We start from the raw sequence: 13,904 nt of genomic DNA, 5'->3' as shown, positions 1-13,904 counted from the left end.
CGAGCCGTGCTCGTCCACGATCGAACCGTCGTGCGGCAGCCGGTAGATCTGGTCCCCCGCGGCGGTCGTACCGACCTCCGAGCCCTTGCGCTTCTGCTCCGCGTTCCACGCCGCGATCAGCTGCTGGCGGATGCCCCCCTTGCCGGTCACGTCGCGGCCACTGGCCAGCACGATCTCGCCCGGAGCCTCGGCCGCGCCCCCCGGTCCGGCCTGGCCGCCGGCCGGTCCGCCGGACCGGTCGCCCCCGGCGTCGCATCCGGCGGCGAGCAGGAGGGAGAGGAGCACCAGAGTGGTGGACGCGCCGCGCCGTCGCAGGCCGTGCCTCATCCTTCGCCCCCCGTTCCGGTCCTGGCGACCTCGTCCCGCAGCCGGGCGACGAGATCGCCCTTGGTGTCCAGACAGCGCCCGCCGCTCGCCTCCGAGACGGCCGCGTCCGGTTTGCCCTTGTCGCAGCCGCCGCTGTCCAGGGAGGCCATGACCACCGGGATCTTCTTCTCCCGTGCGGTCGCGAGCAGGGTGCTCAGGCGGCCGCCCTCGGTCAGCCGGTTGTTGTCCTCGTCGTCCGTGAGGTAGACGATCAGCTGCGGGCGGTGGTCGTCGGTGCCGCGCCGCGCCATGTCGTCCAGGGCTGCGACCAGCGCCTGGTACGGGTCGGCCTCCAGGTCCTTGACCTTGGCCGTGGCGTCGACGGTGCGCCGGGCCTGCTCGCGCTCGTGCGTACCGAACGACAGCACCTCGCTGTACGCCCGGCCGCCGCCCGGCTCGGTGGCCACGCCCCAGACGCCGTACTCGTCGCGCTCGCCGAGCCCGGCGAGGGACTGCCCGATGATGCCGGGCGCCCCGCCGGGCCCCTCCCACAGGGCTCCCATGGATCCGGACGAGTCCAGCAGGAAGAGCACCCGCCCGGGCCCGTTGGCCTCCCGGTAGTCCTTCAGCGCCTTGTCCATCGCCTCCGGGCGGACGGTGCCGATGAGCTGGCCCGGATTCTCCAGGGCGCCGAAGTCGCTGAAGACGATGCCGGCGCCCAGGGGCCGGTGGGGGCCCGACGCGCTCCGGAATCCGTCCTTCCCGAATACGGCGAGTCCGCCCGCGGCCTGGGGCGCGGACGCCTGCTCCCCGTTCTTCCCGGCCGTGGCCTTCCCGGCAGCATTGCCGGTCAGCCAGCTGTGGAAGCGCTCCACGGCATCACTGCGCACCTTCTCGTCCCGGTCCGCCCCCCGCCAGCTCACCCGTACGAACGTCGGGCTGAGACCCGGTACATCGGCGGGGTACGCGGCCATCCGCCGGGCCCGGGTGATGCTGTCGCAGCCGGTTCCGGTGTGGAGCAGGAACTCCGGCACCAGGACGGCGGTCCGCCCGTCCGCTTCGTCGCCGGGCAGGGCGCACAGCAGGTCAGCGCCCGTACGGGACGGGGGTCCGGTCTGGGCCACGCTGTGTTCGGCGGTGGCCTGGTCCGGCTGTCCCGAGCCGTACAGGCCGACGGTCGCGAGGAGGCCCGCGTCGGTGTACTCCGGGTCCGTACGCCGTATGTCGGCCCGGTTCTTCAGCGCCGCGGTCAGGGCCGCGAGGCTCCCCACCCGCTCGGAGGCCGCCTCCGCAGCCAGGTTCTGCGGGACCGCGAGCACGAGCGGCGAGTACGCGAAGGGCTCGAAATCGGGCCGCAGATCGACGTACGTCCGCTCGCTGGTGGCGGTGCGGGCCCGGCCCACGTCCGCCGATTGCGCCGGGATCCAGATGTCCGGCTGGGGGCCGATGTCGCGCTGCGGGTTGTTGTCGTCGCCCGCCGGCCGCTGCCAGGGGTCGGACTGCCGGTTGAACGCGGCGATCGCCGCGGCGGCTCCGGCGCTGTAGACGGTGATACCGCTGCGCCTGCATGCGCCGTCCGTCACGTTCTCCTGCGAGGTCAGGTACGCCTCCGCCGCCCTGCGGACGGTCGGTTCGAGGTCGGGGTCCGTGAGCAGCCGCAGTTCGAGCGGCGGCTTGCACGCGGCCCCGTTCCCGCCGTCGATGACGGCGAGGCCGCCGATGATCAGTGCGGCGATCGCCGTCGGCACGCCGACGACGGCCGCGAGCCGCCGCCCGGTGAGGGGCCCGAACGTGCGGGGTCCGGGCCGGATGCCCATATCGCGTCGGCCGGACCGGCCCGCTCTGACGAGTCTGACGTGTCGGACGGGCCAGCGGCCGGGCCGCCCGTCGCCGGGCCCGACCGGGCCGCCGGGCGGCTTCGGCGGGGGTGCGTCCGACAGAGGAGGGGCGGCGAGCAGTACGCCGGCCCCCGGGGCGGAGCGGCTCTGCGGCTCCCACGGCTCGGGCGGCTCGCGCAGCGTTCCGTAGTGTGCGGACATGTGGGCCCGGAGCCGGTCGGCGAGCTCGTCGAAGCCGACCTCGCCGCCCTGGCCGTGCAGGCCGTCGCGCAAGAAGCGGACGAGCTGCCCGGTGAACGGCGTGGGCGTGTCGTCGTCGCCCGCGTCGATGCGGTTGTTGGCCTGCACGCTCATCAGCAGGGAGGTCCGCTGCCGCTGCGCGGTGTCGAGCGCGTCCCACGCTGCCGAGGCGTTGCCCGCGTAGCAGCAGTCGAGGATGACGACCACGTGCTCCGCCCTGCTGCGGGAGAGCACCGTGAGGACGCTCTTCCAGGGCACCGCACCGAGGAACACCGACTCGGCGCCCGGGACGATGGTCGCCCGCCGCATCAGCAGCCAGAGCTCGTCACCCGTGCTGGGCACCGCTCCGTGGCCGGAGAAGTAGAGCAGGAGCAGTCCTTCGGCCGCGTCGACCGCAGCGCCCAGACGGCGGTCGAACTCGTCCACGGTGCGCGGCCGGGCGACGGTGATCCCGTCCTCGGAGAACACGCCGCCCTCGCGGAGCGAGCTCGCCAACTGGGCCAGATTGTGCTCCACCGCCTTGAGGTCGCCGGACACTCCGGTGGAGTGCTCGGGCTGTTTGAAGGCGTATTCGGGTACTCCGACGAGCAGCGCCCGGTTCACCTTCCCCCGGGGGTCGAAGCGCGCCACCGGCTATCTCCCGCCGCCGTCGGGCGCGACCTCGACCTCCGGGGGCTCGCCGCTTTCCACGGAGCGGCGGTTCTCCCGCCACGCGCGCACCCCGCTCTTCACCTGCTCGTACACCTCTTCGAACAGCTTGGGTGCGGCCGCTCCGATCAGCACGAGCACGATCTCCAGTCCGGCTCCCATCGGGCTGGCGGACCCCTCCACGGTGCCCGCCCGTACCCGGATCTCCAGGCCGCCGGCGTCCCTCAGCGCTTCGAGCTTGTGCTCCCGCTCCAGCCACGCCTTCAGTGCCCCGATGTCGGTCTCGCTCGCGCCCTGCGTGAGGCGCACGCGGACAGCGGTGTTCGCCATAGCCTCCCCCTTAGCCACAACTCCCTATGATGGCACGCTATTTGAGTGCCGGTGGCTCCTTCGACAGCGAATCATCCGGCGGATCACGGCAGCGACCTCCCACAGTTCCCGGCGACTCGCTTCGAGAAGTTTTCGTCCACACGTTCGATTCTTGACTCCAGGCAGGCGGCCGGTTCCGGTCCGCCAGAGCGCTATGCCCGCCTTACGTAGATATTCTGTGAAGTGTGATCGAGTCTGGACGACCGCGGCTCCGTCGGCGCCCCGGCCCGGGAAGACTTGTGCGGCTGTCGCCGGTCATCCTGACCGTCGTCATCGCCAGCCTGGCCTATTCCACTCCGCCAGAAATGGCCTTCAGCCGCCTCCTGCCCGCGGCGCCGGCCCTGGCCGCCGCCATGTGGCCGGTCCTGCCGACCGTCCTGCTCGGGACGGTCTGCCTCATTCTGATGATCGGCCTCAGCCTCGTCTTCCCCGATCTCGGTACGTGGTGGACCGCGGCGGGAATCATCGCGGTCACCGTGGCCGCCGCGTACGGAAGCCATCTCCGGCTGGAGCGGGAGCGCACCCTCTTTCAGGTGAGGCTCGTCGCCGACGCCGCGCAGCAGGTGGTGCTCAGCCCTCTGCCGCGCCTCCTGGGGGACGTCGAGATCGAGTCTCTGTACCTCGCGGCCGCGGCGGAGGCCCGCATCGGCGGGGATTTCTACGAGGTGGTCGACACGCCGTACGGGGTCAGGCTGCTCATCGGTGATGTGCGGGGCAAGGGCCTGCCGGCCGTGGGGGCGGCCGCGGCGATCGTCAACGCCTTCCGGGAGGCGGCCTACGGCGAGGCCGACATGGTCGACGTCGCGCGCCGGCTGGACGCCAGCAGCACCCGTTACAACGCCGCCTTTCCCCCCGACGGGCCGATGGAGCGTTTCGCCACCGCCCTCCTCGCCGAGATCCCGCACGGGGGCAGGCGTATCCGCATCCTCAACTGCGGACACCCTCCGCCGCTGCTCCTGAACCGCGGGAAACTGCGCGTCCTCGAGCCCGACACCCCCTCGCCGCTGCTCAGCCTCGCGGAGCTGATCGGCGATCACTACAACGTCGACACCTTCAGCTTCGCCCCGGGCGACCTGCTGCTCCTCTACACCGACGGGATCGCCGAGGCCCGCGCCCGCGACGGCGAGTTCTTCCCGCTGACCGCATGGATGCGTCGACAGCCCCCGACACCGCCCCGCGAACTGCTCAACATTCTCCACCGCGACCTCCTGCGCCACAGCAGAGGACACCTTGACGACGACATCGCCGCCCTCGCCGTACGCCTGCGCGAGCCGTGAAGGCACGGGGTCCTGGCGCCACGCGGGTCATGACTGGTCATCCGGTGCCCTCCTGGGTTGAGTTCGGGCTCACTTCGGCGCGTGGGGTAACCGTGCCCACCGGGTGGGCAGAGCCTCCGTATCGACCACGGTGCAGAGCAGAAAGAGCCCACCAGGATGGCCATGCCCGATACGACCTTGCTCGTCCATGCCTGTCTGCGTGACGGCGGCGGCGGGAGCCCCACTGCGGTGGTGCCGGACGACGAACGGCTGAGCGATGAGGACCGCCGACGCGTGCCCGCGGAACACGGGACCTCGCACGCGGTCTTCCTCCACGTGGATCGCACGAGGGACCGCGAAGGTTCATCCGATCCCTGCGTGGACGGGCAGCCCGTGGTCCGCTTGCGTTTCTTCACACGCGAAGGCGAGCTGCCCGCATGCGGCCACGGCACGGTCGCCGCCCTGGCCGTCCTCGCTTCCCGGGCCGGGGCCGAGGCGCCCTACCGGGCCCGCCTGCGGACCTCCACCCGTGTGTTCGACGGATGGGCGGAGCGCAACGGGGCGCACCTGTCCGCGGGCTTCGACCCCGGCCCCGTCGGCCTTCGCCCTGCCACCGCTGCCGAGCGCGGGTTGGTGCTGGCGCCGCTGGGCAGTGCCGCGCAGGACGCCGGGCCGGAGGTGTGGGTCGCCGGGGTGGGCCGGGACCGCCTGCTGGTGCCCGTTCCCGGCCGCGCCGCGCTGGCGGCGATGGACCCCGACCTCGAAGGGCTCCGTGAGGCCTGCGATCGCCTGGGCCTGCTGGGCGCGTACGTCTACTCACCGCCCTCCGCCACGGGCCGGTTGGCGGCCCGGATGTTCGCTCCCTCGATCGGTGTTCCGGAGGACATCGCCAACGCCAACAGCACCGCATGCCTGGCCGCCGTCCTGGCGCGGCAGGGCATCACGCGCATCGCCGTCGACATGGGCGATGCGGTCGGCAGCCCCGCCACCGTCACCGCTGCGTCAAGCCGCCTCGGGACTTCAGGTCTCCGGATCAGCGTGGGAGGAACCGCCACGACCGTCGGCCTCCCCCCACACGCCGCCCGGTCATGACGACCGGCGAGCACCCCCACGTGGGAGGTCTCATGCCGGCAGGTGGCGGGCGAAGAACGACCGTACGAGGTCGCGCACGGCCGGAACGGTGATGCGCGGGTCCGCCCGCCCCACCATGGCGGCGCGTCCGCCGGCGGTCATCAGGCCGGCCTCGTGGAGCTGCGGGACGAGGGCCGCGTAGTCGGTGAAGACCCAGTGCGCGGTGTCGTCGAGCTGCCGCCGGGTGACGGGGCCGCCGTGGCTGAGGAGGGCAGCCCAGGACCGGTCCAGCCGGGCGTCGCGGAAGCCGTCGCTGCCGGCCAGGAGCAGCGGCCGGTCCGTCCCGTCCCGGGCCACCGGGAAGAGTTCGCCGTCCATCCGGTCGAGGTAGCCCTCCAGGTTGACGGCGGCGGCGATCCGCCGGTCCTCGTGGAGCGCCTGCGCTGCCGCGGTGCCGCCCGCGGAGTGCCCGTAGACACCGACCCGGTGCAGACCGAGGGCGTCGAGGACGAAGCGGAGGTCGGCGACGCGGGTGTCGATCATCGTGCGGAACGTCGCCGCGTCGAGGTCCGGGCGCAGCGCCGTCGTCCGGATCCGGGCGCGACCCGGCCGCTCGTCGGGGAACTCCACCTCGCTGGCGTCCCCGGGGTGGTCCACAGTGATGACGGTCCAGCCGTACGAGGCGAGGTCGATCGCCAGTGAGCTGCCCATCGTGCGGGCGTCGCCGCCGCCGGGGCTGTAGAGCAGCACGGGGCGCCGGCCGGGCAGCGGCGGGGCGCCGGCCCGGGCATGGGTGAGGGTGGCCGCCCAGTCCACCCCGGCGGCCGGCAGGTGCGGACGGATCAGGTGGGCGAGGAGGGCGAACTCGGCGGCGGCGCCCGCAGTGAGCTGCGGGGCGCGCGGGAAGCCGCGGCCGGGCACGGCCGGGCACAGGACGGTGACCATGAGCTCGCGCACGCCGATCCGGGGCTCCCAGGGGTCGTTGCGGGAGCCGTCGACGAGGTGGAGGGCGCGGGCGCCGACGGGGTACGGGCCGGTGGGCGCGGGCAGCCGGAGGAGGGGCGGGCCGCAGCGCCCGGCGGCCGCGGCGGAGGGGGCGGCGGCGGTGAGGAACAGGCCGGCGGCACCGGCGAGGGCGCTCTTGGCGAGGAATCGGCGGCCGGGTGTGAAGGAAGCGGTCATGGACGGCATCCTGGAGCCGGACGCGGTGCCGGGGCGAAGGTTGTGGCGGGGCCCGAAAGGCTTGCGCGGGGCGGGGGGATGTGTGTGATCCGGATCCATTTCACTGCGGACGATCTGGCCCGGGTGCGGTTCGCGCGGCGGCCCTCTCCCGTACCCGAGCTGCACGCGGCCCTGATGCTGCTGGGCGCCGCGCACGAGGAGCCGCTGCTGGGGCGGTGGCGGCACCGACTGCTGCGGGGCCTGCCGAGCACGGTCGAACCGCTCGCGGACCTGGTGCCGGGTGGGCCGGAGGCGGCCCCCGCCTTCCTCGACGTCCTCGGCGACTCACTGGACGAAGGGGTCGAGCTGATCAGGGCGGCCCGCCCCGAGCGGGTGCGGGCCGGGATCGAGCAGGCGTACGGGCGACGGCCGGCCCCACCGTGGATCCGGGCCCTGCACGGCGGGGATGCCGGCGCCTGGCGGGTGGTGGAGCGGGCGCAGCGGGCGGCGTTCGAGTCGGTGCTCGCGCCGGTGTGGCCGCAGGTCCAGGACCTGCACCGGGCGGAGTTCACCCGGCATGCGCTGGCACTCGCCGAGCAGGGCATCGCCGCCACCCTGACCGGCCTGGCGCCCGGATCACGGCTGCGCGACGGAGTCTGGGAGTGGCCCCTGCCGGGCGCCGGCGGCGTGCGGGAGGTCCACCTGGGCGGGCGCGGGCTGATCCTGCGCCCGACCTTCCACTGGCGTCGCGGACCGCTCGTCCAGGACCTGCCGGGCCACCCGGCGGTGCTCTCCTATCCGGCGGGGCGGGGTCTGCCGCCCGTACCGCACGTACCCGACGGGGACGGCCCGCCGGAGGAGCCCCTCGCGGGCGTCCTCGGACGCACCCGGCTCGCGCTCCTGCGCTCCTTGTCCGAGGCGTGTACGACCACGGGGCTGGCCCGCCGCATCGGCGTCGGCAACGCCACCGTCTCGGCCCACGCCTCTGCGCTGCGTGCCGCCGGCCTCCTCACCACCACCCGCACGGGCCGCTCGGTACACCACAGCCGTACGGCCCTGGCGGAGCTGCTGCTGATGGGCGACGCGACTGACGGCTGACGGCTGACGGCTGACGGCCAGTCCCCGGGCTTTCCCGTTCGGGCGCTCGACCGCGGACCGGTTCGGCGCAACGGACGCCGCGCCCGGTGGGCCGCCTCCCTCACCGGTGGGGAGCGTGCGTCCCGAGCTGTTCCTCAGATACCTCCCAGGTCCACACGCCAGTCATTGGAATCGATCCAGCAGCCTTTCGGATACTCGAACTTGACGGCACCCAGCAACTCGAACCCCGCCCGGCGGCAGACCGAGTTCGAGGCGGGATGGTCCACGCTCGGAAACGCGTGCAGGTACCGGTGCTCTCCGGCCGCACGGGCCGCCTGGGTGACCGCACGGGCCGCCTCGGCGGCGATGCCTCGTCCCTGGAACTCGGGCAACACCCCCCACCCGGTCTCCCATACGACTCCGTCCCGCCATGCACGCTCCCAGAAGCCGATCGAGCCGACGGTGTCGCCGCAGTCCGCCAGCACGACCCGGTACATCCGGCCCCGCTCCAGATCGACATAGCGCCGGTGCCGCGCCAGCAGCTGCTCCTCCGTCTCCGGGCCGCCCAGGTGCTCCGTCATTTCAAGGGCATTGGTCCTTCGCAGGAGCCAGAAGTCGTCCTCGGTCCAGGCCTCGAGCCTCACCCGCCATGAATCCGTGGTGTCCATGACGGCAACCCTAGGGCCGAGGCGCCGTCGCCGACGGTCCGCGGCAGCAACGAGCGCCGGGCACACCGCCCACCGGCCACCGCGACGCCGCCCTCGAACGCCGGTTTCATCACCCAAGGGGTCGCGATCCGGCGCACCCCAGGACCGGAAGGGGGACAGCCCCCCGCGCGGGGACACGTCGCGCACGGCGTGGTGGCCTGCGGACGGCGGCATCCGGGGTGGTGCCGCGGCGTGGCGAGGCCGGGTCGGCCGAGGGTTGACTCATGATCGGCCGAGTGAAGACCTACGGACGTCCGGCCGCCATCGCGGTCGCGGGGCTGCTCGCCGTGCTGCCTGCGTGCTCGCAGTCCGGCGGCGGTGGGGCGGCTGCCCCTGCCGGCAGCGCGGCCCCGCCCCGGACGGGGGCTGCCGGCGCGGTGTTCCACGGCGGACACCCTGCCGCCGCGGGCGCCGGCGACCCGTACTTCCCGCAACTCGGCAACGGCGGCTACGACGTCACCCACTACGGCCTGACCCTGGCCTACGACCCCGGCAGCGGCCGCCTCGAGGGCACCGCCGAGATCACCGCGAAGGCGACCGAGCACCTCAGCGCCTTCAACCTCGACCTCCGCGGCATGAAGGTGCTCGGCGCCACCGTCGACGGCCGCGCGGCCGGGGTCCGGCAGGACGGGCAGGAGCTGACCCTGCAGCCGCGCGACCACCTCAGGAAGGGCACGGTCTTCCGCAGCGTCGTGCGCTACGCGGGCACGCCGGAGTCGATCACCCACGACCACGGGTGGCGCGAGGGCTGGCTGAGGACGGAGAACGGAGCGGTCGCCTTCGGCGAGCCGACGGGCTCGATGTCCTGGTTCCCGGGCAACCACCACCCCTCGGACAAGGCCTCCTACGACATCACCGTCACGGTCCCCAAGGGAGTGCAGGCGATCTCCAACGGGCAACTGCGCGAGCAGCACACCAGCGGCGACCGCACCACCTTCCACTGGCACCAGACCGAGCCCATGGCCAGCTACGTGGCAACGGTCGCCATCGGCAGCTACGACATCACGACCTCCCGGACCCGTTCGGGCGTCCCCGTCGTGTCAGCGGTGGACACCACCGCGGGCGTCGACGAGGACGGGGCGGTCCTCGGGCGGTTCCCCGAGATCATGCAATGGGCCGAGGAGAGGTTCGGCCCCTATCCCTTCTCCTCCGCCGGGGTGATCGTCGACCAGGCGGCCGACGTGCCCTACGCCCTGGAGACCCAGACCAGGCCCACCATTCCGGCCGGCATCTTCCACACCACCAACGTGGTGCACGAACTGGCCCACCAGTGGTTCGGCAACTCCGTCACCCCGCGGACCTGGCAGGACATGTGGCTCAACGAGGGCTTCGCGACCTACGCGGAGTGGCTGTGGACCGAGGACCACGGCGGGGCCACCGCCCAGGAGCACTTCGACCGCAACCACGCCAAGGCAGCGGACGACGACGAGTGGGACTTCCCGCCCGCCGAGCCGCCGACCGCCGCGGACATCTCCCGCCAGCCGGTGTACGTGCGCGGCGCGATGGTGATCCACAAGATCCGCCAGGCCGTGGGTGACGAAGCCTTCCAGACCCTGGTGCGGGGCTGGACCCTGCGCCACCGCCACGGCTACGCCTCCACCCGCGAGTTCACCGCGTACGCCCAGTCCCAGACCGGCCAGGACCTCGATCCGATCTGGGACTCCTGGCTCTACGGCGACGGCAAACCCGCATGACCGGGGTCGGGGCGGTGTCAGGTCTTGATGCGCCGGCGGGCGCTCTGGACGAGCTTCATGTACTTGTCCCACTCCCACACGGGGCCCGGGTCCTCGTGAAGGGCCTCCGGGACCTCGACGTGGCCCAGGATGTGGTCCCGGTCGACCGGCACGTCGTACTTCGCGCAGATCGTGGCCGTGAGCACGGCGGACGCCTCGTACATCCCGTCGGAGTAGACGGGCTGATCGACCCACCCTTCGTGTTCGATGCCGATGCTGCGCTGGTTGTACCAGACGTTGCCGGCGTGCCAGGCGACGTCGCGCTCGCGCACGCACTGGGCGATCCGCGTGCCGGTCGAGCTGATCACGTAGTGCGCGGACACGCCCTCGCTGGGGTCCTGGAACATCCGCAGCATGCGCGGCAGGAAATCCGTCGTCAGGTGGATGACGACGTAGTCGATGGGGTACTCCTCGGGGCGGTCGGAGGACATGTAGTTCGACTCGCAGGCCTCGACCCAGACGGCGGGCGCATAGTCCACCGAGGAATCCCGCCGCCGCACCGCGGTCGACCCGGCGGCGCCGCCCGCCTTGCGCACGGGAACCGCCGGCGCTGCCTCCGCCCCTTTCCCCCCGGGCCCCATCAGCTGGGACAGTCCGGCAACCGCCAGAGCCGTACTCGCCGCTCCGGCAGCGCCCCACAACAGCCGTCGCCGGCTGAGCGGGCTCTCCTCCATGACCACTCCTCAGGAAATCGGGCAGACAACGAACGGCACACCGCGAAATGCGACATCCCGGAAGATTCGCGATGTATCGGGCAAACTGATCCTTCACCAGTGCCCACACCCCAGCAAGCCGACCCCGCGTCCCCACCACGACCAAACGGCCCACACCCCTGCCCCTGCCCGTTCCCGCCGCCCACCGCGACGGGCGGCGAGCAGGGCTGTACCGACCAGCGGCGACGCCCCGTCAAAACCCGCTGCGCGCGCGAGCCGACGAGCCCGTTCATCCGGTGGGGACGCCGGCGCCGTGTGCGTGGGCCAGCCGGTGGAAGATCCGGGTGATCGTGCGCCGCCCCTGCGAGGCGCATCCGCATCCGCACGGGACATACCAGTAGATTTCTCGCCTCGGATTCGAGACGTCACCGGCAGACGGGGCACAGGATGAGCACGGACGACCGCGTCCCGGTGGCGACCGGGATCGCACGACTGCACGCGTCACCCGGACTCGCCGGGCCCGGCCGGCTCGGGCTGGTGACCAACCACACCGGCGTCCTGCCCGACCTGCGCCCGGCCGCACCCGCGCTGTTGGAGACCGGGGCGCGGCTGGTCGCCCTGTTCGGGCCGGAGCACGGGCTGCACGGGACCGGTCAGGCCGGCGAGAGCGAGGCCTCTCATGCGGCCTCCCCTACGGACCCCGCCACCGGTCTGCCGGTCCACGACACGTACCGGTGCAGCGGCGAACTCCTCGACAAGCTGCTGATCGACAGCGGTGTCGACGCCCTGGTGTACGACCTGCAGGACATCGGGGCCAGGTTCTACACCTACGTGTGGACCATGTTCGACCTGATGGTCTCGGCAGCCCGCACGGGCGTACGGTTCGTGGTCGCCGACCGGCCCAACCCCCTCGGGGGACTCGTCAGCGAGGGCCCGCTGCTCGACCCGGCGTGGGCCAGTTTCGTCGGGCGCGCCGCGGTACCCGTCCGGCACGGGCTCACCTGCGGCGAACTCGCCCGGTATCTCAACGCCTCGGCCGTGTGCGAGGCGGCAGGGCGCCCGGCGGATCTGACGGTGATCGAGGCCGTCGGCTGGCAGCGTGCCCTGCACGCGGAGGCGACCGCCCTGCCGTGGGTGGCGCCCTCGCCGAACATCCCCACGCCCGCCACGGCTGCCGTCTACCCGGGGACGTGCCTGTTCGAGGGTACGAACCTCTCGGAGGGCCGGGGCACCACGCAGCCGTTCGAGATCGTCGGGGCCCCGTACATCGACGCGCGGTTCGCGCCCGCCCTCGCCGAACTGGGCCTGCCGGGTGTGTACTTCCGTGACCTGCGGTTCGTACCGACGTTCCACAAGCACGCCGGGCAGCTGCTGCGCGGGGTCCAGCTCCACGTCACTGACCGCGAGGCCTTCGCTCCCGTACGCACCGCCGTGGCGATGCTCCGTACGCTGCGGCGGCTGTACCCGGACCGCTTCGCGTGGCGCGCCGCGGACGGCGGAGTCGAGGGGAGCGAGCGGCGTCCCTTCATCGACCTGCTGTGGGGGTCCGACCGGTTGCGGCGTGCCGTCGATGCGGGCGACGACCCGTCGGCACTGTGCGAGCCGCCGGCGCCGCCCGGCCGGTGGGCCGGTGAGGACGTGCTGCTCTACCCGTGAGACCCCTGGAGACCTCTGAGACCTGCTGCCGCACCGCGCGGCCTGCTGCTGTTCCCCGAAGGAAGCGGACGCTGATGCAGAGTGCGTACGGAAGGACAACTCCGCCGATGACCGATCGCACGACGAGGTCCCGGGCTGGTATCCGCGCCTTCCGTGCGGGCGACGGACCGCAGGTGGTGGACGTGTGGCGGCGCAGTGCACCGGCGGACTCCATCAGCGCGGACCGCTTCCGCTCGCTGGTCCTGCTCGACCCCAACTTCGATCCGGAAGGACTTCGGGTCGCCATCGAGGGCGACCGCGTCGTCGGTGCGGCGTACGCGGTGCGCCGTCTGACGCCGATGGCCGGCACCGACCTGGAGCCGGAGCAGGGCTGGATCCCGTTCTTCTTCGTCGACCCGGCCGCCCGCGGGCGCGGCCTCGGCCGCCGGCTGCTGACCGACGCCCTGGACTGGCTGCGCGGCCACGGCCGCACCCGGGTGGACTTCTCCTCCTACACCCCGAACTACGTCCTTCCCGGCCTGGACGCCGAGGCGTACCCGCAAGCGGCCCGGCTGCTGGACTCCCTGGGCTTCCACACCCTGTACGAGGCGGCGGCGATGGACCGCGGCCTGGTCGGCTACCGCTTCCCCGACGACGTCGCGCGCCGCGTGGAGGAGCTGAGGGCACGGGGCTACCGGTTCGCCACCCCGTCCGACGACGACCTGGTGGACCTCTTCGCGCTCGCCGGGAGCCACTTCGGTCCGGACTGGGCGTGCACCATCCGGGGCTGTCTGGCCGCGGGCACGCCGCTCGACCGGATCGTCGTCGCCCGGGACCCTTCGGGGCGCATGGTCGGCTGGGCGATGCACGGCGCGTTCGACGCGGTGGACGAGCGGTTCGGCCCGATCGGCGTCCTGGAGGAGATGCGCGGGACCGGACTCGGGGAGGTCCTCCTGCACCTGGTCCTGGAGAGGATGCGGGCGCGCCGCGCGCACTCCGCGTGGTTCCTGTGGACCGGCGCGCAGTCCCCGGCGGGCCACATGTACCGCAAGACCGGCTTCACCACGACCCGCGTGTTCCGCGTGATGCGCCGGGAGGCCGCTCGATGACGTCGATGGCGTCGACGGCATCGAAGACGCCGATGAGGCCTGCGCGCCGCACCCGGGGCGGCGGGCTGAGCCGGCGCCGCTTCGCGTTCGCCCTCCCCGCG

At 72.9% G+C, this 13,904-nt stretch carries 11 protein-coding genes and 1 pseudogene; 6 read left to right on the top strand and 6 right to left on the bottom strand.

The features are described from left to right. The 3 genes and pseudogenes from AB0F11_RS35545 to AB0F11_RS35535 form a co-directional block, all read right to left on the bottom strand. Positions 1-327: pseudogene (locus AB0F11_RS35545) on the bottom strand (hypothetical protein); the annotation flags it as partial. After that, positions 324-3,014 carry a vWA domain-containing protein gene (locus AB0F11_RS35540; protein ID WP_362183158.1) on the bottom strand — a complete coding sequence of 897 codons (2,691 nt, stop codon included), beginning with the start codon at positions 3,012-3,014 and terminating at the stop codon, positions 324-326. The pseudogene AB0F11_RS35545 and the gene AB0F11_RS35540, both read right to left, overlap by 4 nt. Before the next feature lie 3 nt (positions 3,015-3,017). After that, the gene (locus tag AB0F11_RS35535) at positions 3,018-3,362 is read right to left on the bottom strand and encodes a hypothetical protein (protein ID WP_362183155.1); all 345 of its coding nucleotides are present in this window, start codon (positions 3,360-3,362) and stop codon (positions 3,018-3,020) included. Between the two features lie 278 nt (positions 3,363-3,640). On the opposite strand from AB0F11_RS35535, the gene AB0F11_RS35530 reads away from it, so the two are divergent. Together AB0F11_RS35530 and AB0F11_RS35525 are read left to right on the top strand one after the other, a co-directional pair. Continuing rightward, positions 3,641-4,678: a PP2C family protein-serine/threonine phosphatase gene (locus AB0F11_RS35530; RefSeq protein ID WP_362183153.1), complete on the top strand. Its 1,038-nt coding sequence runs from the start codon at positions 3,641-3,643 to the stop codon at positions 4,676-4,678. A gap of 156 nt (positions 4,679-4,834) precedes the next feature. Next, positions 4,835-5,749 (top strand): PhzF family phenazine biosynthesis protein, encoded by a 915-nt coding sequence (locus AB0F11_RS35525; RefSeq protein WP_362183150.1) that lies wholly within the window; start codon positions 4,835-4,837, stop codon positions 5,747-5,749. A gap of 30 nt (positions 5,750-5,779) precedes the next feature. On the opposite strand, the gene AB0F11_RS35520 is transcribed toward AB0F11_RS35525, so the two are convergent. Beyond that, positions 5,780-6,910, bottom strand: coding sequence for an alpha/beta fold hydrolase (locus AB0F11_RS35520; protein ID WP_362183147.1), 1,131 nt, complete (start codon positions 6,908-6,910; stop codon positions 5,780-5,782). Between the two features lie 78 nt (positions 6,911-6,988). Between AB0F11_RS35520 and AB0F11_RS35515 the strand changes: the two genes are divergently transcribed. Then, on the top strand, positions 6,989-7,987 hold the full coding sequence (locus AB0F11_RS35515) for a winged helix-turn-helix domain-containing protein (protein WP_362183144.1): 999 nt from the start codon (positions 6,989-6,991) through the stop codon (positions 7,985-7,987). Positions 7,988-8,121: 134 nt separating this feature from the next. Here the strand turns inward: AB0F11_RS35515 and AB0F11_RS35510 are convergent, their stop codons facing one another. Continuing rightward, positions 8,122-8,634, bottom strand: coding sequence for a GNAT family N-acetyltransferase (locus tag AB0F11_RS35510; RefSeq protein ID WP_362183141.1), 513 nt, complete (start codon positions 8,632-8,634; stop codon positions 8,122-8,124). A gap of 275 nt (positions 8,635-8,909) precedes the next feature. Here AB0F11_RS35510 and AB0F11_RS35505 point away from each other — a divergent pair, with 275 nt between their 5' ends. Next, positions 8,910-10,367, top strand: coding sequence for a M1 family metallopeptidase (locus AB0F11_RS35505; RefSeq protein ID WP_362183138.1), 1,458 nt, complete (start codon positions 8,910-8,912; stop codon positions 10,365-10,367). Positions 10,368-10,384: 17 nt separating this feature from the next. Here AB0F11_RS35505 and AB0F11_RS35500 read toward each other — a convergent pair whose 3' ends face one another. Then, positions 10,385-11,080 carry a peptidoglycan recognition family protein gene (locus tag AB0F11_RS35500; RefSeq protein WP_362183135.1) on the bottom strand — a complete coding sequence of 232 codons (696 nt, stop codon included), beginning with the start codon at positions 11,078-11,080 and terminating at the stop codon, positions 10,385-10,387. Between the two features lie 426 nt (positions 11,081-11,506). Here AB0F11_RS35500 and AB0F11_RS35495 point away from each other — a divergent pair, with 426 nt between their 5' ends. Then, positions 11,507-12,715 (top strand): DUF1343 domain-containing protein, encoded by a 1,209-nt coding sequence (locus tag AB0F11_RS35495; RefSeq protein WP_362183133.1) that lies wholly within the window; start codon positions 11,507-11,509, stop codon positions 12,713-12,715. A gap of 107 nt (positions 12,716-12,822) precedes the next feature. After that, a complete protein-coding gene (locus AB0F11_RS35490) occupies positions 12,823-13,803 on the top strand; it encodes a GNAT family N-acetyltransferase (protein ID WP_362183130.1) in 981 nt (326 codons plus the stop codon). The last annotated feature ends 101 nt before the right edge of the window (positions 13,804-13,904 follow it).

It is taken from the genome of Streptomyces sp. NPDC032472 (assembly GCF_040636955.1).
Classification (GTDB): domain Bacteria; phylum Actinomycetota; class Actinomycetes; order Streptomycetales; family Streptomycetaceae; genus Streptomyces.
The sequence above is the reverse complement of the archived record's forward strand: the minus strand, read 5'-3'. Positions and strand labels throughout refer to the sequence as shown.

Excerpts from the sequence above, each read along its gene's own strand:
- AB0F11_RS35495 (WP_362183133.1), top strand. The coding sequence starts at position 11,507 with ATGAGCACGGACGACCGCGTCCCGGTGGCGACCGGGATCGCACGACTG.
- AB0F11_RS35520 (WP_362183147.1), bottom strand. The coding sequence starts at position 6,910 with ATGACCGCTTCCTTCACACCCGGCCGCCGATTCCTCGCCAAGAGCGCC.
- AB0F11_RS35490 (WP_362183130.1), top strand. The coding sequence starts at position 12,823 with ATGACCGATCGCACGACGAGGTCCCGGGCTGGTATCCGCGCCTTCCGT.
- AB0F11_RS35525 (WP_362183150.1), top strand. The coding sequence starts at position 4,835 with ATGGCCATGCCCGATACGACCTTGCTCGTCCATGCCTGTCTGCGTGAC.
- AB0F11_RS35535 (WP_362183155.1), bottom strand. The coding sequence starts at position 3,362 with ATGGCGAACACCGCTGTCCGCGTGCGCCTCACGCAGGGCGCGAGCGAG.
- AB0F11_RS35500 (WP_362183135.1), bottom strand. The coding sequence starts at position 11,080 with ATGGAGGAGAGCCCGCTCAGCCGGCGACGGCTGTTGTGGGGCGCTGCC.
- AB0F11_RS35510 (WP_362183141.1), bottom strand. The coding sequence starts at position 8,634 with ATGGACACCACGGATTCATGGCGGGTGAGGCTCGAGGCCTGGACCGAG.
- AB0F11_RS35515 (WP_362183144.1), top strand. The coding sequence starts at position 6,989 with ATGTGTGTGATCCGGATCCATTTCACTGCGGACGATCTGGCCCGGGTG.